The 20,568-nt window shown below is 29.9% G+C and carries 19 protein-coding genes; 14 read left to right on the forward strand and 5 right to left on the reverse strand.

What is annotated here, in order from left to right:
• Positions 1 to 2: 2 nt before the first annotated feature.
• Positions 3 to 809, reverse strand: a complete 807-nt coding sequence (locus ABIN73_00220) for an NAD(+)/NADH kinase (GenBank protein ID MEO0268151.1) — start codon at positions 807 to 809, stop codon at positions 3 to 5.
• On the reverse strand, positions 794 to 2,635 hold the full coding sequence (locus ABIN73_00225; protein ID MEO0268152.1) for a M1 family metallopeptidase: 1,842 nt from the start codon (positions 2,633 to 2,635) through the stop codon (positions 794 to 796). Before ABIN73_00225 ends, ABIN73_00220 begins: the two co-directional genes overlap by 16 nt.
• 84 nt (positions 2,636 to 2,719) lie before the next feature.
• On the opposite strand from ABIN73_00225, the gene ABIN73_00230 reads away from it, so the two are divergent.
• Positions 2,720 to 5,119, forward strand: coding sequence for an AAA family ATPase (locus ABIN73_00230; GenBank protein ID MEO0268153.1), 2,400 nt, complete (start codon positions 2,720 to 2,722; stop codon positions 5,117 to 5,119).
• A 76-nt stretch (positions 5,120 to 5,195) separates the two neighbouring features.
• On the opposite strand, the gene ABIN73_00235 is transcribed toward ABIN73_00230, so the two are convergent.
• Complete coding sequence (locus ABIN73_00235) at positions 5,196 to 5,948, reverse strand: DUF6775 family putative metallopeptidase (protein MEO0268154.1); 753 nt, start codon at positions 5,946 to 5,948, stop codon at positions 5,196 to 5,198.
• A gap of 22 nt (positions 5,949 to 5,970) precedes the next feature.
• Between ABIN73_00235 and ABIN73_00240 the strand changes: the two genes are divergently transcribed.
• Together ABIN73_00240 and ABIN73_00245 are read left to right on the forward strand one after the other, a co-directional pair.
• A complete protein-coding gene (locus tag ABIN73_00240) occupies positions 5,971 to 6,324 on the forward strand; it encodes a DUF488 family protein (GenBank protein ID MEO0268155.1) in 354 nt (117 codons plus the stop codon).
• A 10-nt stretch (positions 6,325 to 6,334) separates the two neighbouring features.
• Entirely contained in the window at positions 6,335 to 6,670 is a 336-nt protein-coding gene (locus ABIN73_00245; GenBank protein MEO0268156.1) for a tRNA-binding protein, read from the forward strand.
• Here the strand turns inward: ABIN73_00245 and ABIN73_00250 are convergent.
• Together ABIN73_00250 and ABIN73_00255 are read right to left on the reverse strand one after the other, a co-directional pair.
• Positions 6,665 to 7,057 (reverse strand): GIY-YIG nuclease family protein, encoded by a 393-nt coding sequence (locus tag ABIN73_00250; protein ID MEO0268157.1) that lies wholly within the window; start codon positions 7,055 to 7,057, stop codon positions 6,665 to 6,667. The two genes, ABIN73_00245 and ABIN73_00250, sit on opposite strands and share 6 nt — an antisense overlap.
• 2 nt (positions 7,058 to 7,059) lie before the next feature.
• Positions 7,060 to 7,857, reverse strand: a complete 798-nt coding sequence (locus ABIN73_00255; protein ID MEO0268158.1) for a sulfide-dependent adenosine diphosphate thiazole synthase — start codon at positions 7,855 to 7,857, stop codon at positions 7,060 to 7,062.
• Between the two features lie 110 nt (positions 7,858 to 7,967).
• Here ABIN73_00255 and ABIN73_00260 point away from each other — a divergent pair, with 110 nt between their 5' ends.
• From ABIN73_00260 to hprK, 11 genes are read left to right on the forward strand one after another with little or no spacing between them, the layout of a single operon-like run.
• Positions 7,968 to 8,810 carry a glycine--tRNA ligase subunit alpha gene (locus tag ABIN73_00260; GenBank protein MEO0268159.1) on the forward strand — a complete coding sequence of 281 codons (843 nt, stop codon included), beginning with the start codon at positions 7,968 to 7,970 and terminating at the stop codon, positions 8,808 to 8,810.
• A complete protein-coding gene (gene glyS, locus ABIN73_00265) occupies positions 8,803 to 10,890 on the forward strand; it encodes a glycine--tRNA ligase subunit beta (GenBank protein ID MEO0268160.1) in 2,088 nt (695 codons plus the stop codon). Before ABIN73_00260 ends, glyS begins: the two co-directional genes overlap by 8 nt.
• A gap of 34 nt (positions 10,891 to 10,924) precedes the next feature.
• Positions 10,925 to 11,686 carry an electron transfer flavoprotein subunit beta/FixA family protein gene (locus ABIN73_00270; protein MEO0268161.1) on the forward strand — a complete coding sequence of 254 codons (762 nt, stop codon included), beginning with the start codon at positions 10,925 to 10,927 and terminating at the stop codon, positions 11,684 to 11,686.
• A gap of 14 nt (positions 11,687 to 11,700) precedes the next feature.
• Positions 11,701 to 12,642: an electron transfer flavoprotein subunit alpha/FixB family protein gene (locus tag ABIN73_00275; GenBank protein ID MEO0268162.1), complete on the forward strand. Its 942-nt coding sequence runs from the start codon at positions 11,701 to 11,703 to the stop codon at positions 12,640 to 12,642.
• Complete coding sequence (locus ABIN73_00280) at positions 12,639 to 15,428, forward strand: T9SS type A sorting domain-containing protein (GenBank protein MEO0268163.1); 2,790 nt, start codon at positions 12,639 to 12,641, stop codon at positions 15,426 to 15,428. Before ABIN73_00275 ends, ABIN73_00280 begins: the two co-directional genes overlap by 4 nt.
• A 1-nt stretch (position 15,429) precedes the next feature.
• On the forward strand, positions 15,430 to 16,362 hold the full coding sequence (locus tag ABIN73_00285) for an NAD-dependent epimerase/dehydratase family protein (GenBank protein MEO0268164.1): 933 nt from the start codon (positions 15,430 to 15,432) through the stop codon (positions 16,360 to 16,362).
• On the forward strand, positions 16,343 to 17,722 hold the full coding sequence (gene dnaB / locus ABIN73_00290) for a replicative DNA helicase (GenBank protein MEO0268165.1): 1,380 nt from the start codon (positions 16,343 to 16,345) through the stop codon (positions 17,720 to 17,722). The genes ABIN73_00285 and dnaB overlap by 20 nt, the downstream gene beginning before the upstream one ends.
• Entirely contained in the window at positions 17,700 to 18,470 is a 771-nt protein-coding gene (locus tag ABIN73_00295) for an ABC transporter permease (protein MEO0268166.1), read from the forward strand. Before dnaB ends, ABIN73_00295 begins: the two co-directional genes overlap by 23 nt.
• The gene (locus tag ABIN73_00300) at positions 18,467 to 19,183 is read left to right on the forward strand and encodes an ATP-binding cassette domain-containing protein (protein MEO0268167.1); all 717 of its coding nucleotides are present in this window, start codon (positions 18,467 to 18,469) and stop codon (positions 19,181 to 19,183) included. Before ABIN73_00295 ends, ABIN73_00300 begins: the two co-directional genes overlap by 4 nt.
• Before the next feature lie 59 nt (positions 19,184 to 19,242).
• Positions 19,243 to 19,536, forward strand: coding sequence for a ribosome-associated translation inhibitor RaiA (raiA, locus tag ABIN73_00305; GenBank protein ID MEO0268168.1), 294 nt, complete (start codon positions 19,243 to 19,245; stop codon positions 19,534 to 19,536).
• Positions 19,533 to 20,492, forward strand: a complete 960-nt coding sequence (gene hprK, locus ABIN73_00310; protein ID MEO0268169.1) for an HPr(Ser) kinase/phosphatase — start codon at positions 19,533 to 19,535, stop codon at positions 20,490 to 20,492. Before raiA ends, hprK begins: the two co-directional genes overlap by 4 nt.
• Positions 20,493 to 20,568: the final 76 nt, after the last annotated feature.

A 20,568-nucleotide genomic window follows, 5' to 3' on the forward strand; every position in this document is an offset into this window, starting at 1 on the left:
ATTTAAAAATTAAACTTTTCCTTTAATCTTTTATATATACTCTTTCCCTTATCTTTAAAACTTATAAACTTTATTTTTATTTCACCACTTGAGATTAAAATTTTTTTGTTAAGAGGCAATTCAAATTCCATTTGACCATCAACCCATAATTTGGGTATGTTAGTTTTTCCCTTTGGAATAATATAAACCTTCTTACCAGAAGGAACAACAATTGGTCTTGCGTTTACATTAAAAGGGGCAATAACATTTATACAGAAACCCTTAAGATCATAGTAAAGAATTGGACCATTTAAAGCAAGATTATAAGCAGTTGAACCTGTTGGAGTGCATATTAAAACCCCGTCAGCAGAATAGAAGAACTTAACATTTTCAATTAAAAGATCAAATTCCATAATTCTTCCTGATGGCTCGTTTCTGATTAAAAGGTCATTGAGTGCAAAACATTTTTTGTTATCCCATTCTATAAAAATTGTTTCCCTCTCAAGAATAGAGAACTCATTTTTTATAATTTTTTCAAGATAACTTTCAATCTTATCTTTATTTACATCACATAAAAAACCAACTTTTCCCATATGAACACCAAGAAAAATAGAATCAGGAAAATAGTGAACTGCTTTTAAAAGTGTTCCATCACCACCAAGAGTTATGACAATATCAAAATCTCTTTTTTTTAATTTTTCAGGTTCAGAAGTAAGTTCTAATTCTATTTTTTTTTCCTTAAAAAAATTTTCAATTTTTTTTATGATAGAATTAACATTTTCTTTTTTAGGGTTGTAAACAATAATTGACCTTTTTATTTTAAATTCCATAATTTAAACTTATAAACTCTTTTCCCTTTATTAATAAGAACAAAGTAATTACCAGATTTATTTAACCTAAAGCTAAAAACATTATTTAAATCTTTTCTCAGAACTTCTCTCCCCTCAGAAGAAAAAACTTTTATATCATAATCACTTTTCAAGGGCAAAGTATAATATTCTTTATTAAAGTAAATCTTTATTCTGTCCTCACTTTCATTTTTTACATAATCTTCTCCAATTCCAACATAGGTTTTTTCCATAAGAATATGTCTCCTTGGATCAATTAGAATAGAAGCTGGAGTAAATCCTAAATAAATTTTAAAAATCTGATTCTGAAGGGAATCTTTAACTCTAACAAAAAATGTATCACCTATACTCCTAACAAAACCAATTTCAAAAGGAAAATTAAAAATACTTGTATTATAATTCTGTGTATCCTGGGTCTGCTTAATATTTATAAAATATGTATCAGATACTACATTATAACTCCATTTTATTTTAGGATGACCTACTTTATAAACCCATTGGTCAAAAAACTTATAAAGATTAAATCCAGTCCTTGCTTCAAGAAAAAGTCTTAAATCTTCTGTTGATGCATTTTTATATTTAAAATTTAAATAATAATCCCTTAAAGCATTAAAAAATAATGTATCATCATTTATAAGAAATCTCAACATATGTAAAACACAGGCTCCCTTATCATAAGTAATAACAGAAAAAAGGTAAAGAGGGTTATATATAGGAGAAATCCATTCAAGAGAACTGTTTATAACATTTTGTTGAAAGTAATGAATATAACTTAGATAAGAGGAATATCCATAATTATATTCATTCCATAAGGCTTCACAGTAAGAGGCAAAACCTTCATTTAACCATATATCAGCCCATTCCTTCAATGTAACAGAATTTCCAAACCAGTGATGGGACATTTCGTGAAGATGAACCATTTCAGAAAAATAACCGGGGTATCTTACATAATAATCATCAACAAAAACAATAGTATTGTGTTCCATTGCACCAAAATAATAAGCATTTACTTCAGCATTTCCGTATTTTTCATTTTTAAAGGGATACTCACCAAATTTATTAGAGAGGAAAGTTAACATTTCCGGCACTTTTTGAAAAGATAACCTTCCTGGCGCAGAATCAGAGGGATAAACAAAGTTCATTATAGGCATAGAATTCCATGTATCATTCAATATTTTATAAGGGTAAATTGCAACAGCCATTAGGTATGTGGAAATATCATAATTTGTTTTCCAGTGATATATTTTTGTATTACCAATCTGTTTTACTGAATCAAGAAGACCATTTGAAGCCACAACAAAAGTATCAAGAACTTGAATATGAAAAGAAACTTTAGCCTTTTCAGAAGGTTCATCAAAACAGGGGAACCAGTTCCTTGCTCCATCTGGTTCAGTAAAACTATAAGCCTGATGAATTGAAGGAATAAAAATAAAACCAACTCCTCCCTGTCTGGAAGGATAACCGTGATAAAATATGGAAACAGAATCTATAAACCCAGAATCGAGAGGATTTAAAAGTTTTATGCTCAATATTCCTGTATTTAGATGGGAAAAATAGGATGAATTTGAAATGCTATCCACTTTAAGTTGAGGATGAAGGTGCAAAAAAATACTATCAAGTCCATTTTTTTTACTCATAAATTTAACAATATTTTTTCCTCCTATAGTCTCAGCATAAACATCAACCCATAAGGAAAGATCATAGGAAAGTATATCAAAAGAATGAGGAGTTGATAGTAAATCACCTTTTAAATAATAATTCTCTTTAAGGGGTATTTCAAAAATTAAAAAGATTAAATATAAAATCATAATAGATTTTACTTTATATGCAATTTACCTTGCAAATTAAAGATTTTAAAGTTATTTATTTTAGAAATAAAGGAGGATAAGGAAATGAGAATTGAAAAATTTACTGATAACGCAAAAGAAGCCATTTATAAAGCACAGAATATTCTAATTGACTTAAAACACACTCAACTGGATGTAGAACATCTATTTTTAGGTCTTTTAGATACAGATAACTCACCTGTTTCTGAAATTTTAAGTAAATTTGGAGTATCACCACAGATCGTCAGGGAAAGACTTAAAAGAAGCCTTGAAAAAATGCCTCAGATAGAATTCGGTCCTTATCCTGTTAATCAAATTTATATAACTCCGAGACTCAATGATGTTTTCAAAATTGCTGAAGAAGAAGCAAAAAGAATGGGAGATGAATATATTGCCTCAGAACACCTTTTCCTTGGAATTGTTGAAAAGAAAGATGGAGAAGCAGGAAAAATTTTAAGAGATTATCACATTGATAAAGAAAAAGTTTATAAGGCAATTTATGAAATAAGAGGTTCTCAAAGGGTTTTAGACCCTCAGGCAGAAACCAAATACAAGGCACTTGAGCGATTTACAATAGACCTTACAAATCTTGCAAAATCCGGTAAACTTGACCCTGTAATAGGTAGAGACGAGGAAATTGAAAAGGTTATAATGGTTCTTTTGAGAAAATCAAAAAATAATCCTGTTTTAATAGGAGAACCAGGAGTCGGAAAAACTGCAATAGTTAATGGACTTGCACACAGAATTGTGAAAAAAGAGGTTCCTGATCCCTTAAAGGAAAAAAGAATACTTCTACTTGATATGGGAGCACTTCTTGCTGGAACAAAATTTAGAGGTGAGTTTGAAGAAAGACTTAAAGCTGTGATAGACGAGGTCAAAAAGAGAAAAGGAGAAATAATTTTATTTATTGATGAAATACACACAATCGTTGGAGCAGGTGCTGCTGAAGGTGCAATAGATGCAGCTAATCTTTTAAAACCATCTCTTGCTTCAGGAGAGTTAAGAGTGATAGGAGCAACAACCCTTGATGAATATAGAGAACACATTGAAAGGGATGGAGCCCTTGAAAGAAGATTTCAACCTATTTATGTAGATGAACCCAGCATAGAAGAAACTATAGAGATACTTAAAGGTCTAAAAAATAGGTTCGAGGAACATCACAAGGTGAAAATTCTTGATGAAGCCTTAGAAGCATCTGCTAAGTTATCTGCAAGATACATTCAGGGAAGAAAATTACCTGATAAGGCAATAGATTTACTTGATGAAGCCTGTGCTTATGTAAGAATGAAACTCTCTGAAATGCCCGAAGATTTAAAATCCTTGAAAGAGGAAATTGAAAAACTTGAGGAAGAAGGAGAAACTTTAGCAAGGTATGGGGATTATGAAAAGGCTAAAATAATCAAGGAAAAACTGGAAAAATATCAAAAAATTTATGAAGAAAAGAAAAAAGAATGGGAAAAACAAACAAAGTTTGATGATAAAGTTGACAAAAATGATATAGCCAAAATTGTAGAAAAAATAACTGGAATCCCTGCTTCAGAACTTGTTGAGGAGGAGATAAAAAAACTCTTGAAGATTGAAGAAGAGCTTTCAAACAGAGTAATAGGTCAATATGAAGCTATTAAAGCAGTTTCCGAGGCTATTAAAAGAAATAGAGCTTTACTTTCAAACAAGTCAAAACCTATAGGAGTATTTTTATTTTTAGGTCCAACAGGTGTTGGTAAAACACATCTTGCAAGGGAGTTAGCAAGATTTTTATTTAAAGACCCTGATGCACTTTTAAGGATTGATATGTCGGAGTATATGGAAAAACATTCAGTATCAAAACTTATCGGTGCTCCTCCAGGATACATAGGTTATGAAAAAGGAGGACTTTTAACTGAGTCAGTAAGGAGAAGACCTTATCAAGTTATACTTCTTGACGAGATAGAAAAAGCAGATCTTGAAGTTTTAAACATATTATTACAGGTTTTTGATGCAGGAAGGCTAACAGATTCTCATGGAAGAACTGTTGATTTTAAGAATACTATTTTTATAATGACAAGTAACTTAGGTTCTGATATTCTTCTTGAAGATGAAATAGATTTTGAGAGTAAAAAATTAAGAGTTATAAATCTTTTAAAAAGAACTTTGCCTCCTGAATTTATAAACAGAATTGATGAAATCATAGTCTTCAAACCACTTTCAAAGGAAGATTTAAAGAAAATACTCGAGCTTGAAATAGAACCCTTAAAGGATTCTTTAAAGGAAAAAGGAATAGAGATAATTTTTGAAGAATCTGCAAAGGAATTTTTAATTTCTATAGGGTATGATCCCTTATTTGGGGCAAGACCTTTAAAAAGGATAATCTCAAAATATGTGGAAAATGAAATAGCAAAGATGATTATAGAAGGAAAAATCAATGAAAAAAATAAAATAAAAATAAAAGGTAATAAGGAAAAATTAGAATTTGAAGTAATTTCTTAAATTATCGTTAATAACATATGATGGAGAAGTAATGAAGGTGCTGGGAATGGTAGTATCCACCCAAAATGATAAAAGATTAATATTTAATTATTTTATCCCAATCTTTTTTATGTAATTCACAGAAACTTAAATTATACTGAGCATTTATAACTTCTCTCTGAAAATGACTGTTATACAAAATACAATTTACATTATCACAGAACCTGAACTCTTTTTTCTTCAAAACTGAGTTATAAAAAAATATGCCCTGAATAACATAACTTATTAAAATCCTTGTCAATCTTTCATCACCTTCTCTTAAATAGTAATCCTTATATGTGGGCAAAGACTTTAAACTTTCTGCAATATAATAATCCCTATCCTTTGCTGGTGCATAAATTACCCCTGGAATTGAAATCACAACAGGAAAGGAAAATATTATAACCCTCAAATGCCATCTGTCTGAATAAGTGGCTAAAAGTTGATCAGTAAAGAAAAATGTAAAAGAAGTTTCAAGATTTCTTTGCGACGGCTTAATAAATTCACTGTATATTTTCAAAAATTTTAAACCATCATAAACAATCCCTTTTTTCCTTTTCAAACTCTTTAAATTTCTTTTTTCATAATCGACTTCAACTGGAAAAGGATTTTCGTTTAAAGTTTTTTTCAAAGGATCAAGAACCCTTATTTTTGCTAAATATTCTGCCTTTTTATTTAATTCTTCACCCTCAAGTTTTAAAAAAGGGTCTTCTTCCAGGAAAACTTCAAAACCTTCCCTTTCAAAAAATTCCTTAATTTCCAAAAAATTTATACCTTCATAATTCACTTTATATAGATAAATTTTTCTCATCGATTTATAGTATAATAAAATAATGATAAAATTAAAAAGGATTTATGATAAAATTAAAAAGAATGACGGATTTAGAATTTTAGTTGATAGACTCTGGCCAAGAGGAGTTTCAAAAGAAAAATCAAAAATTGATCTGTGGTTAAAGGATATCGCTCCTTCTGATAAACTCAGAAAAAGTTTTGGACATAAACTCGAAAAATGGGATGAATTTAAAAAACTTTATAAAGAAGAACTGAAAAATAAAATAGAGTTATTAAAGGAAATAAAGGAATATGAAAGAAAATTTGGAATTATCACACTACTTTATTCAGCAAGAAATGAAAAAATGAATAATGCTATAGTTTTAAAAGATTTTTTAGAAGAATTGAAGATTTAAAAAAATAAAAATGGAAGAAGTAACATACAGAGACTTTGAAAAAATTGAAATAAGAGTTGGAACAATAGTTAAGGTAGAAGATTTCCCTGAAGCTAAAAAACCTGCCTATAAAATATGGATTGATTTCGGTGAATTGGGAATCAAAAAGTCAAGCGCACAGATAACAAAACTTTACAAAAAAGAAGACCTGTTAAATAAACAGGTGATAGCAGTTTATAACCTACCTCCTAAAAAAATAGCAAATTTTATATCTGAATGTTTAATTCTTGGTGTTATCCTTGACAATAACGAGGTAGTTTTAATACAACCTGATAGAAAAGTTCCTAATGGTAAAAGAATTTTATGATATTTTGAATAAATGAGATTTACATTTACAATCTGTTGAACCGAATTTTTTAAGTGGAATTTCAAATTCTTTAGAAAAAATTTTTGCCAGTTTACATTCAAGTTTTTCCTTTTCTTCTTTTTCAATCAAAATAATAAATTTTATTTTCCCTTCAGTAAGCAAATAATCAATATGCCATTTTTTATTTTTCCTTTTACCCTCAGAAAGTTCTATATGCCTTTCTACTCTTTTAAAACCAGACTTTCCATTTGCAGAACCTATGTAAATATATTTCCCATTAAAATTAGATAAAGGAAGTCTACCAGGTTTAATTTTTTTATCATCTAATTCAAGGAAAATTATATAAGCCTTTTGATAAAAGTGCTTAGGGTTTCCCTTTTCTGCAATTGCTAAACCCTTACTCCTGTTTTAATCTTTTCTATAATTATTTCAGCAGCCCTTTTACCTGAAAGTAACATTGCTCCAAAAGTTGGACCCATCCTTGGGAGACCAAAAGTTTCAGCAACTGCCATTCCTGCTACTATAAGACCTGGAAAAACTTCTCCTGTGTGTTCAACAACAGCATCCTCTGAAGCCTCAACCCACATTGCACCTAAACCTTTTAACTTTATATAACCTCTCTGCTCAAGGGATTTTACCACAAAAGCATCATGTCCTGATGCATCTATAACAAACTTTGATTCAAGACCAATAGGGTCTACACAGGTGATTTGTCTTGGTAAACCCTCCACAGGTGACCAGTTTACAACTACACCAGAAACTCTTGGAGTCCCATTATCTTCTCTGATAACAACATCATCAAATTTTGTGAGTTGTAAAAATTTAACACCTGCATCACTTGCAGCTGCAATTAATTTTGAACAAGCTTGAGCTCCATCAGTAACATAAAGACCAGGACTTATCTCCTCAAATTTTATACCTATTTCCTTCAAATATTCCTGAGAAGGAGCCCTGAAGGTGACCTTATTCATAAAAAATCCACCAAGCCAGAAACCTCCACCAAGATAATTATTTCTTTCTATTACAAGGGTATTTAAACCTTCTTTTGCTAATTCTCGCGCTGCAGTTAAACCTGCGGGTCCTGCTCCAACTACTATAACATCACTTTCAATAACTCCCTCAAACATTTTTAAAAAAGAAATAGTAATAGCCTTTGAGACATCCTTTTCAGAAACCTTTTCAAACATTTTAGTTCTCCTTAAAATTGAACAAGGGATTTGAACCCTTTTACTTTCTCTTGGAATTAATTATACCCCCTCTTTGATAGAAAATCAATACTTATTATAAAATTTAAATCATGTATTTTCAGGAAATAATTGAAAATCTGAATAAATTCTGGAAAAAAGAAGGCTGTATTATTTTTACACCCTATAATTCTGAAGTGGGGGCTGGAACCTTTAATCCAGCCACTTTTTTAAGATGTTTGGGTAAAAAACCCTGGAAATGTGCTTACTTTGAACCAACAAGAAGACCAAAGGACGGTAGATACGGAGATAACCCCAATAGAGTTTTGCAGTATTTCCAGTACCAAGTAGTTCTAAAACCCCCTCCAGAAGATGTTCAGGAAATTTATCTTAATTCTTTAAGGACACTGGGAATTAAAATTGAAGAACATGATGTAAGATTTGTTGAGGATGACTGGGAATCAGAAACTCTCGGAGCTTGGGGAATTGGATGGGAAGTATGGCTTGATGGACTCGAAATCACACAATTTACTTACTTCCAGCAAATAGGAGGAATAGACCTTGACCCTATTACCTGTGAAATTACTTACGGACTTGAGAGAATTGCAATGTTTTTACAGAACAAAAAGTCTATTTTTGATATAGATTGGAATGAGAATATTAAATGGGGAGATATTTACCTCCAAAATGAAAGGGAATTCTCTGAATATTATTATCATATAGCAAATCCAGATTTATGGAAAAACTTTTTTGAAGAAATGTACAGGGAAACTGAAAAATTAATTGAAAAGGACCTCATTATGCCTGCTTATGATGGAGTTATTAAAATTTCCCATGCTTTCAATATCCTGGATGCAAGAGGTGTTATATCACCTGCTGAAAGACAGATGATGATTCAAAGAATAAGAAGACTTGCTAACACTGTAGCCAAAAAGTATATAGAAAAAAATGGCTGATTATCTTCTTGAAATCGGAACAGAAGAATTACCACCTTTTTCAATAAAACCTGCTGTTTTAAAAATTAAAGAAGAATTTGAAAATTTATTTAAAGAAGAAAAAATTGAATTTAAAAATATAAAAGTTTTTGGCTCACCGAGGAGGCTTGCTATACTCATTGAAAAAATATCAGAAAAACAGAAAGAATACGAAGAAGAAATAAAAGGTCCACCAATAAATATTGCCTTTAATGAAAAAGGAGAAAAAAGTGAAGTATTAAAAAAATTTCTCAAAAGTAATAAAAGTGATGAAAAATCAATTTTTATAAAAGAAATAGAAGGAAAAAAATATGTATTTATTAAAGTAAAAAGGGGAGGAAGAGATACAAGGGATATAATAAAAGAGAACATAGTTGAGATTATAAAGAAAATTCCCTTTCCTAAAAAGATGAAATGGAATAGTGAAAACCTTACCTTTGCAAGACCGATAAGATGGATATTATCTTTATGGAATAAGGAAATTCTTGAACTTTCTCTCCCTGTTAAAACCTCTAATAAAACAAGGGGAAACAGATTATATGGTAATAAAATTATTGAAATAAATTATATAGATGAATATGAGGAAGCTTTAAAAAAAGAGGGAGTAGTGCCTTCTTTTGAGGAAAGAAAAAAAATAATTCTTGAGAAAATAAATAAAATATGCGAAAAATTAAATGCAGAACCCGTAATTGATGATAATCACTTAGAAGAACTTACAGGTCTTGTGGAATATCCTGGTGTAATATTATGTGAATTTCCTGAAAAATATTTAGAAATTCCAAAAGAAGTAATCTTTACTGCTATGAAATCCCATCAAAGATATATTCCCCTTACATCAAAAGATAAAAGAATCTTACCTTACTTTATAGCTGTTATAAATAATAAGGAAGAAAAAGAAAATATAATTAAAAAGGGATTAATAGATGTTCTTATTGCAAGACTGGAAGATGCTAAGTTTTATATAGAAAGAGATAACGAAATTCTCCTTGAAGAAAGGATAAATTTGCTTAAAGAAATAGTTTGGATTAAGGGATTGGGAAGTATTTATGATAAAAATTTAAGGGTAAAATCACTTTTTAATTATTTTATCAATAATTCAAATATTAAAATTTCTGAGAATAAAGAATTCCTTGAAAAAATTATAGAACTTTTAAGAACTGACCTTACTACTGAAATGGTAAGGGATGGAAAAGAATTTACAGAACTTGAAGGTATTATAGCATCAGAATATGCAAGAATCCAGAAAAAGGATGAAAAAACTATAAAAATTCTTAGAGAATATAGATTACCAAGATTTTACAAGGATGAATTACCAGAAACAAATGAGGGGATTTTGATTTCTCTCTCAGATAAGATTGATACAGCTTGTGCTTTATTTGTAAGTGGTTATAAAATAAAGGGGTCAAAAGATCCAATGGGTTTAAAAAGAAATCTTTATTCTATTTTTTATCTTATTACAGAAAAGCAAATCAAGTTTGACCTTGAAAAAATAGTTGAGTTTTCATTAAACCTTTTTGAAAATCAAAAAATTAGAATAAAATCAAATAAAGAAGAAATAACTTTAGAAATTCTAAAAAGATTTGAAAATTTCCTTGAAGAGTTTAAAGGTATAAGATACGATATAGTTGACGCAATAATAGAGAGTGATACAAAGGATCTTTATATAATTTATAAAAAAGCCTCTGTACTGAAGGAATTCCTTGAAAAGGAATGGGAAACTTTTGAAAAGGTAATAATAGGACAAAAAAGGGTATTTAACATTATAAAGAATGAAAAAACAAATGGAAGAGTAAAAGAAAATCTATTTGAAAAGGAAGAAGAAAAAGTACTCTATAATACTTTAAGGGAAATAGAACCTCTTTTTATAAAAAATCTTGAAAGAGAAAATTTTGAAGATGCCTTTCGAGAACTTTTAAAATTAAGAGATCCAATTGATAAATTTTTTGACAATGTATTTGTTATGACTGATAATAAAGAAATAAGAGAAAATAGGCTCAATCTACTAAAAAGAGTATGGGAAGTTTTTAAAAAATATGGAAATCTTTCTAAAATTGTAATATGAAGGGTTACATTCCCTTATTAATTAAGGAGGGATTATGAAAATTTTAGTTTTAACAAAAAGAGTCCCTGACACAGGAGTCCCAATAAAAGTTAAATCAGATGGAAGTGGGCTTGAACTTTCAAATATTCCCTTTGTTATGAATCCTTACGATGAATATGCTTTAGAAGCTGCTTTAAGAATTAAAGAGAAAAAAGGGGAGGGGGAAGTTGTTCTTTTATCTCTGGGTAATGAAGAATATAAAGAAACATTGAGGCATGGTCTTGCAATGGGAGCTGATAGAGCAAAACTTATAAAGGTTAATGATCCTTCAGAACTTGACCCAATTCAGATTGCAAATTTATTGATTGAAGAAATAAAAAAAGAAAATCCTGATACAATTTTTTGCGGAAAAAAAGCAGTTGATGATGAAAGAAACTATGTCCATATTTATATTGCAACAAAACTCCAAAAACCTTATATATATGGGGCAGTAAACATAGAACTCTCAAATGGTAATTTAAAAGTTACAAAGGAAACAGAAAAGGGTCTTGCAATTTTTGAACTTCCCCTTTCTTCATTTATTATATTTGATAAGTGTCAGTTTGAACCAAGGTATCCTTCTTTAAGAGGTATTATGATGGCAAAGAAAAAAAATATAGAGGAAATATTCCCTCAAAATTTAACTGATAAAAAAATAGAAACACTCGGATATGAAGCTCCTCCAACTAAAAAAACTGGTAAAATTATAAATTTACCTTTCCCAGATAATGTTAAGGAACTTGTTAGACTTTTAAAAGAAGAAGCAAAAATTTTATAAAAGGAGGTTTTAAAATGATAGGAATTTATCTTGAAAATAAGGAGGGAAAAATAAAAAAACATTCCCTTGAACTTATAAACTTTGGAGTGAAAAATTTTGAAGGAGAAATAATTGCCTTTACAATAGGTGATAATGTGGAAAAAGAGGAAGCTTTCAAATATGGAGTTGATTTTCTTTATCTGATATCAAATAAAAATAAAATTGAATCAGAAGAAGGTATAATAAATTCTCTCTATGAATTTTTAAAAGATAAAGATTTTAAAGTGCTTATTTTTCCAGCTTCAAATACCGGGAGAATAATTGCTGCAGGTATATCTGCTCTTTTAGATTTACCTCTTATTCAGGATATTGTTGAAGTTAAAAAAGAAAACGGAAATTTAATTTTTAAAAGACCAGTTTTAGCTGGAAAAGCTTTTGTCTGGGAAAAGGTTATAGGAGAAAAATTTGTAATTTCAGTAAGACCTAATGTAGCTCAGATTTCAGAAAATCCAAAAACTGGGAGATTTGAAAAGGTAATAACAAATGCAGAAGAAAAAATTAAAATAGTTGAAATCAAAGAAAAACAGGAAGAAGAGATAGATGTTGCAGAGGCTGAAATAATTGTTTCAGGAGGAAGAGGGGTTGGAGGTCCAGAAGGTTTTAAACCATTAAAAGAGCTTGCTAAAGTTCTTGGAGCAGCAGTAGGTGCTTCAAGAGCTGCTGTTGATGCTGGATGGATAGATCATTCCCATCAGGTAGGTCAAACAGGTAAGACAGTTTCACCTAATTTGTATATTGCCTGTGGAATTTCAGGAGCACTTCAGCATCTCGCAGGAATGAGAACAAGTAAAGTTATAGTGGCTATTAATAAAGATCCAAATGCACCTATTTTTCAAATTGCTGATTATGGAATTATAGGAGACCTATTTGAAATAGTTCCAGCCTTAACCGAAGAAATTAAGAAAATAAAAAGTTGATAATAAATATTTTAATTTCCCTATCTTTTATTATTCAGGATACATGGGAAGGCGGAAGAGATACCTCAATAATCAATAATGATACTTTAAAAACTTTTTTAAACGGCTTTCAGATAGATCCTTTTGTATCAGGAGATTCTCTTTTTATTTCAAAAGATTCATTAATTCTTATAAATAGTTCTACAATTTTTGATATTGGAGGAGATGAAGTAAAGGGAATCGGAATAAAATCAGAAGATACAGTTTTTGTGGGTATTTTTGATTATGCATCCACTCAGGCAAATTTAAAAGTTTTTTATACCCTTGACTCCCTCAGTTTTTCATCAGGGAGGATTTTTTATTCACCTTATACTAATTTTAATTTAATTAGAAGATTTTACTTTACAAAAGACTATGGCAACAATCTATGGGTTGGTTCAAAATCAAGTGCAGGATGGATTCTTTATTCTAATGAATTAAAAAATCTACCACCCCAAAATTTTTCCTGGACAAGTAACACACCCTATGTTGCAGGACACGACTTCTCTGATTTTTTAATATTTTCACCTTTTAAAATGTATTGCTCCACTAATAGAGGAAGGATTTTCAGGTATATAAAAGCCCAGAATGTATGGGAGAGTGTATATCAGTTCCCTTCAGTTCCGGGTCAGGAACCTGATGCCAGAACTCTATTTAAAACAAAAAATGGTCTTGGAATTGCTGTTATTAAAGGTGATGGAACAGGAACAGTTGTATATGAAACTCTGGATGATGTGAATTTTTATCCAATATCACCACTTTTACCATCCAAAAGTGTAATAGGCGGAGTCTTATCAGAGAAAAATAATAATCTTATCCTTGCCTGTAATCTTCCTACTGCCTGTTATTTGATAAAAAATAATAATTATTATGTTACATTCCAGAATTCAGATTTAACAATTTTTGATATATTTAAATCAAAAAGTGGAATTATCTATCTTTTAACTTATGGTGAAAATACAAATCCTAAGAGAAGAATCTATGCCTCCTATGATGGAGTAAAATGGAATCTTATTGAAACCCTTGACCATTACTCAAATCTTGGAAGTCTAATTCCAAATACAGGGATTGGATATAAAAAAAATGAAATCCTTATCGGAACATCTTATAAACCAAGGTTATTTAAATCAAAATATCAGAGAAAAGGCACTTTAACTTCAAATTTTATAAAAATAAAGGGAAGAAATGGACCGGTTCATATTAAGGGATATAAAATAAAAGGTAATCCAGTGGGAAGTTTCAGTGTTAGATTCAGAAGTTTCAATAATGTTAATGATACAGTTCCTTTTTCAGCAATACCACCACTATTTTCAGATACATCCTCACTTTCAAATTATATTTACATAAATCCCCTTGATACTTTCATTCAATATAAATTAGAACTATTTACATCAAATCCAGAATTTTCACCTTACATAGATTATATAAAAATTTATTATGAAGAAGACACAGTAGGTCCAAAAGTTTTAAAAGCAGAAGCAAATGACGGAACCTTTCAGCAGGATGGAAAAGACCCTGATGACCATGTAATTTTCATATTCAATGAACCAACATCAAAGTTAGAGGTAAATAAGTATAATGTAGATACACTCTTTAAATTATCCAATAATCACTCCTGGTTAAATTCCTATGGAGATTTTGGAGGGGCTTTATGGTCTTTAAATGGAGAAACTCTCAGAATTTACCTTGCCTATTCAGGAAATAATTATCCTACTGTATCTATTGGAGACACTGTTCTTACAAAAATGGAGGATAGATTTGGTTTCTGGAAAAAATCAAAAGTAGTAATAACAGGAAGTTTTGATGATGTAAAGGGACCAAAACTTATTAAAGCCATTGCAAAAGAAGGAAATGTTCTTGGTGATGGAATAGAAAATGGAGATTCTTTAATTTTAATTTTTAATGAACCTACAAATAGACCTAATATCAATTTTTCAAATGTCGATTCTTTCTTTGGTTTTAAAATCAACGGAAACTTTGGTAATTATTTTTATACAAGTTGGTTAACTCCTGAAACCCTTGTGTTTGTTTTTACAGGTTCTGATTCAAAGATCTATACCTATGATACTATATTTGTAAAAGGGTATAGAATTTTTGATATAAAAGGTAATATTGCCTACGGGAAAGCTAAAATTGAAGGAAGTTTTGACTTAAAAAATCCTGTATGTGATAGTATCCTTGCCTATGATAATTCCTATCCAGATACCTCAATTGATTATGATGATTTTATTGCCTTTTACTTTTCAGAGAACATTTTTACACTCCATCAAATAAATAAATTTAACATTAACAGTGTTTTCAAACTATCTAAAAATCATTCCTGGCTTTCAGGTTTTGGAGAGATAGGAAATATTTTAGTTTATGATAAATATATTTTTGTTTTCTTTTCACAAGAAGGAGGTAAACCATCTGTAAGACCCGGAGACACAGTTTATTTTCTTGATAATTTTATATTTGATTTTTATAACAATCCTCTCTCAGGATGGAAGTTAATAGGTGGATCATTTACAAAAATAAAAGAAAAAAATTTAACCTCTATTACAGACGAAATAAGAGCCTTCATCAGTAAAAATAAATTAATCCTTTCACCTTCTGAAAAAATAGAGGAAATTAAAATTTTTGACATAACAGGTAGAAAAATAGATTTTGATATTTTAAAAGAAGAGAATAGAATAAACATTTTAAATTTAAAAAGAGGCAATATTTTCATTTTAGTCAAGGATAAAAATAAAAAATATCACAAGTTTAAACTAATTAAATTAAAATAAAATGCGTGTAATTGTAACCGGTGGAGCAGGTTTTATAGGTTCTTACATTTCTGAACTCTACCTTAATATGGGTTATAAAGTTTTGATTATTGATAATCTCTCCACAGGAAAAAAGGAAAATATTCCCGAAAAAGCAGATTTTGAAAATGTTTCAATAGAGGATGAAGAAAGAATTGAAAAAATTTTTAAGAAATTTGAACCTGAAATTGTAAATCACCACGCAGCTCAGTCTTCTGTTATTGAATCAGTAAAAAATCCATTAAAGGATATGGAAGTAAATATAAAAGGAACACTTATACTCCTTAAAAAATCAGTAGAATATAATGTAAAAGGATTTATATTTGCAAGCTCAGGTGGAACAGTTTACGGTGAACCAGAAATATTACCAGTAAAAGAAGAATATTCCTCCTTTCCTTTAAGTCCTTATGGAATTTCAAAGAAAACATGTGAAATGTATGGAATGTTTTATTCAAAAAAATTACCTTTTGTTTCATTGAGATATAGCAATGTTTTCGGCCCAAGACAGGATCCTTTTGGTGAGGCAGGTGTGATTGCAATATTTACAGAAAGAATGTTAAGCAACAGAGAAGTTTATATTTACGGAGATGGATTTCAAACAAGAGATTTTATTTATATAAGTGATGTAATAAAATCAAATTACTTAGCAACTGAATATGTTTTAAAGGGAAAATCAGGAATATTTAATATTGGAACAGGAATAGAAACTAATATAAATGAAATATTTAAAAAATTGAAGGAATTAACCTACTATAAAAAAGACCCTATATATAAACCTTTAAGAGAAGGTGAAATAAAAAGGATTGCTCTTGATATTGAAAAGGCTAAAAAAGTATTGAATTTTAAACCTGAATGGACTCTTGAAGAAGGTCTTAAGGAAACAGTAAAATTTTTTAATGAAAGAGGAAAAAATTAGAATTCCTTTTGATATAGAAATAGAAAAAGCTGTTCTTGGAGCAATTTTTATTTCTGAAGAAGCTGCTCACAAAGCTTTTGAACAGGTAAAAGAGGATATGTTCTATGAACCATCTCATAAAGACATTTATCGTGCAATTTTAAAAGTAGTTGATTCAAGAAAAAAAATTAATCCAATAAATGTAGCTGAGATTCTTGATAAAGAAAATGTTCTTGACAAGATAGGAGGAATTGAGTATCTAACAGAACTTGAAGATTATGCAATCAATCCTGCTTATATAGATGATTACATAAAATCTTTGACTGAAAAATACATACTTAGAAAAACAATAGAACTCTCTTATGAAACAATAAAAAGATGTGAAAAAGGTGAAGAGCAAGCAGAGGAAATATTATACGATCTTGACAAAAAAATTTTTGATATTGCACAGATCAAAATAAGAGAAGGACTTTTGCCTATAAGTGATATACTTAAAGATTTCATTTCAGAAATAAAAGGTAGGGAAGGTGAAGGTGTAAGGGGTATTTTAACAGGATATACAAAATTTGATGAAATTACAGGCGGTTTTCATCCAGGGGAATTTATAGTTGTTGCATCAAGACCTTCTGTTGGGAAAACAAGTTTTATTATTAACATAATGCATAGGCTTGCCAAAAATTTTAATATTCCCTCTGCTCTTTTCAGTGTTGAAATGTCTAAATTACAAATTGCAATGAGATTTTTAATTCTTGAATCGGAAATAGATAGTATGAAATTCAGAAATTTAAATTCCTTAACGGATAGTGAAATAAGAAGATTACTCGATGCTGCAAGCAGAATAGAAAATTTACCCATTTTTATTGATGATACCCCATCCATTTCAATACAGGAACTAAGAGCAAAAGCAAGAAGAGCTGTTTTGGAACACAAAGTGAAAATTATATTTATTGACTACATTCAGCTTGTCCATGGTCCCAGATTTGAGACAAGACAGAGAGAACTTGCTTACATTTCCGACTCTCTGAAAAAACTTGCAAGGGAATTAAATATACCCGTGGTTGCTCTTTCACAATTATCAAGAAAAGTAGAAGAAAGAAAAGAAGAGGATACTCCACCAAAACTCTCTGACCTAAGGGAATCAGGTGCTCTTGAGCAGGATGCAGATATGGTTTTATTCCTATATAAAAAAAGGGAAGAATATGAAGTTTTTGAACCATCTGAACCCTATTCAGAAAATTTAATTAACTTCCATGTTGCCAAAAATAGAAATGGACCCGTAGGAGGATTTGTTCTTACTTTTACAAAGGAATTTATGAAATTTGAAAATCCTGGAAGAGAATTTATATCTATTGAAGAAAGTGAAAGTGGTATTCCCTTTTAAAGGATTTATTCTTTCTTTTTTAGAAATATTAAGTGAAATATCCTATACCACTTTATACTTTTTTTCTTCACTTAAATATGTTAAAAAATATTTTAGAGAAATTGTTTATGAAATTTATGAGATAGGACATAATTCATTGATGCTTGTTATCTTTACATCCAGTTTTGTCGGAATGGTTGCAACAATACAAACAGCCTACCAAATTAAAGATTATGTTCCTGTTATTTACATAGGTTCAGGAGTTGCAAAAGCTGTTATGATAGAACTTGGACCTGTAATAACAGGTCTTGTAGTGGCAGGAAGAATAAGTTCGGGGATTGCTGCTGAACTTGGAACAATGGTTGTAACAGAACAGATTGATGCCTTAAATGTAATGGGTATAAATCCTTATAGATTTCTTGTAATGCCAAGAATTGTAGGTGGTATAATCTCATTACCACTTTTAACTTCAATATCGGTTGCAATTGCCATCTTTTCAGGTATGTTTATAGCAAATGTAACTGGTGTTGCAAATTATTTTGAATTTTCAAGAGGAGCAAAGATGTTTTTTCTCCCAAAGGATTTATTTGGGGGTCTTTTAAAATCAATGTTTTTTGGGTATGCTTTAACTCTATCAGGTGCAATTGCTGGACTTTCCTCTGAAAAAGGAGCAGAAGGTGTTGGAAAAGCAACAACAAAAGCTGTTGTCCTATCCTCAATATTAATTCTTGTTCTTGACTATATACTTGGTATTTTAATATTCGGATGATAAGAGTAAAGAATGTTTATAAAAAATTCTCTGATTGGGTTTTAGAGGATATAACTTTTGAAGTTGAAAATAATGAATTTGTAATAATACTTGGGAAAAGTGGAGCTGGTAAATCGGTTCTCTTTAAAATTATGGTTGGTCTTTTAAAACCTGAAAGGGGGTCAGTATTTTATGACGATTTAGAAATTACAAAAATAAATGAAAATGGTTTAACAGAATTGAGAAAAAAAATAGGATTTGTTTTTCAAGGAAGTGCTTTATTTGATTCAATGACCCTTTTTGATAATGTTGCCCTACCTTTGAGAGAACATTATAAGTTAACAAAAAAGGAAATTGAGTTTAAAGTACTTGAAGCTCTCGAATCAGTCGATCTAAGAGGATATGAAAATCTTTACCCCTCAGAGTTATCAGGGGGTATGAAAAAAAGAGGGGCAATTGCAAGAGCCATTGTCCACCAGCCTCAATATATTTTCTATGATGAACCAACTACAGGGCTTGACCCTGAAACAGCTGATAAAATAACAAAATTAACTAAAAAACTATGGGAAGAAAAAAAGATAACCTCGCTTGCTGTTACCCACGATTTTAATTTTACAAGGAGTGTTGCAACAAAAATTATATGGCTTTATGATAAAAAAGTAAGATTTATAGGAGGAGTGGAAGATTTTAAAAAACTTGATCACAGGGAAGCAAAATTATATTTTATTGAATAAAGTCTTATCTTATATTAAAATTAATAGGGTTCAATTCCCTTTAAATTAAAAATTTAATCATGATAAATTTAAACATTACCGCAAGGAATTTTGAATTAAGGGAAGATATGAAAAATTATATTGAAAAAAGATTATCAAAAATAGAGAGATTTTCAAACCACATAATAAAATCAAATTTGATCTTTGAAGAGCAGAGAGGCCAGTATTCAGGTGAGATCATAATTGAGGTTACAAAAAAGGGAATATTAAAAGCAAAGGCAATTAATTCAGATTTTTTTACAGTTGTTGATGAACTGAAAGACAAAATAATTAATCAGCTAAAAAAATACGAGCAAAAGCTAAAGGGAAAGTGAAAGAATTTGAAAATTTAAAAGTATATTTCAATGAAGTAAGATTAAAAAATTTAATAAAAATCCTTAAAGAAAGGTTTAATATTCTCAATCATACACCGGAATTAAACTTTAATACAATCATTCAGCAGGCTGATTTAAATAGACCTGCACTTCTTTTTAAAGGTTTTGAAGAGATCTTTCTATATGATAGAATTCAAATAATAGGTGAAACTGAACTCCTTGTTTTGAAATCTTTAAACAAAAAAGAAAGAGAAAAAGCTATAAAAAGATTTTTCTCATATCCAATTCCAGCTATTTTTGTTACAAAGGGATTTAAACCACCAGAGGATATTTTAGAAGAAGCTAAAAAAAACAAAGTTCCACTTTTTTCTGTTTCTGAGCCAACTACACTTTTTATGAGAGAAATCTTTTTTATCCTTTCCCTTCTTTTATCTCCCTATACAGTTTTACATGGAAACATTGTTAATGTTTATAATGTAGGTATTTTATTTATAGGAAGAAGTGGTATAGGAAAATCGGAATGCTCACTTGAGCTTGTTGAAAGAGGACATAAACTTGTTGGAGATGACCTTGTGAAAATTATAAAACATCCTGAAAATTTTTTGATAGGAGAAGCTTTTAAAGGAGAGGTGAGAACTTTTCTTGAAATAAGAGGTATAGGAATTCTTGATATAATTTCTCTTTTCGGACCGAGTTCCTGTCTTGAAAGAACTAAAATAGATATTATCATTAGACTAATAGACTGGAGTGAAACCCTTGATATTGAAAGAATTGGTATTAAGGAAAAAAAGGTAAATATCCTTGGTATAAATATTCCATATGTGGAATTACCTTTAAATCCTGGGAAACACATTTCTGTTCTTGTGGAGGCTGTTGCTTTAAATTATCTTACAAAGGAAAGAGGCGAAGTTTCAGCAGAAAAATTTTTAAATAAACTGAAAGGAAAAAAATTATAGTATTTATAATTTTTATTCTTAATTCTTTAAGTTTTCCTGAGAAAGAATTTTTTTTAAAAGGAGATTATGAAAAGAT

This window comes from candidate division WOR-3 bacterium, assembly GCA_039804025.1.
Lineage (GTDB): Bacteria > Hydrothermota > Hydrothermia > Hydrothermales > JAJRUZ01 > JBCNVI01.

Excerpts from the sequence above, each read along its gene's own strand:
- ABIN73_00235 (MEO0268154.1), bottom strand. The coding sequence starts at position 5,948 with ATGAGAAAAATTTATCTATATAAAGTGAATTATGAAGGTATAAATTTT.
- dnaB (MEO0268165.1), top strand. The coding sequence starts at position 16,343 with ATGAAAGAGGAAAAAATTAGAATTCCTTTTGATATAGAAATAGAAAAA.
- ABIN73_00240 (MEO0268155.1), top strand. The coding sequence starts at position 5,971 with ATGATAAAATTAAAAAGGATTTATGATAAAATTAAAAAGAATGACGGA.
- raiA (MEO0268168.1), top strand. The coding sequence starts at position 19,243 with ATGATAAATTTAAACATTACCGCAAGGAATTTTGAATTAAGGGAAGAT.
- ABIN73_00300 (MEO0268167.1), top strand. The coding sequence starts at position 18,467 with ATGATAAGAGTAAAGAATGTTTATAAAAAATTCTCTGATTGGGTTTTA.
- ABIN73_00230 (MEO0268153.1), top strand. The coding sequence starts at position 2,720 with ATGAGAATTGAAAAATTTACTGATAACGCAAAAGAAGCCATTTATAAA.
- ABIN73_00245 (MEO0268156.1), top strand. The coding sequence starts at position 6,335 with ATGGAAGAAGTAACATACAGAGACTTTGAAAAAATTGAAATAAGAGTT.
- ABIN73_00275 (MEO0268162.1), top strand. The coding sequence starts at position 11,701 with ATGATAGGAATTTATCTTGAAAATAAGGAGGGAAAAATAAAAAAACAT.
- ABIN73_00260 (MEO0268159.1), top strand. The coding sequence starts at position 7,968 with ATGTATTTTCAGGAAATAATTGAAAATCTGAATAAATTCTGGAAAAAA.
- glyS (MEO0268160.1), top strand. The coding sequence starts at position 8,803 with ATGGCTGATTATCTTCTTGAAATCGGAACAGAAGAATTACCACCTTTT.
- ABIN73_00220 (MEO0268151.1), bottom strand. The coding sequence starts at position 809 with ATGGAATTTAAAATAAAAAGGTCAATTATTGTTTACAACCCTAAAAAA.
- ABIN73_00285 (MEO0268164.1), top strand. The coding sequence starts at position 15,430 with ATGCGTGTAATTGTAACCGGTGGAGCAGGTTTTATAGGTTCTTACATT.
- ABIN73_00225 (MEO0268152.1), bottom strand. The coding sequence starts at position 2,635 with ATGATTTTATATTTAATCTTTTTAATTTTTGAAATACCCCTTAAAGAG.
- ABIN73_00255 (MEO0268158.1), bottom strand. The coding sequence starts at position 7,857 with ATGTTTGAAAAGGTTTCTGAAAAGGATGTCTCAAAGGCTATTACTATT.
- ABIN73_00270 (MEO0268161.1), top strand. The coding sequence starts at position 10,925 with ATGAAAATTTTAGTTTTAACAAAAAGAGTCCCTGACACAGGAGTCCCA.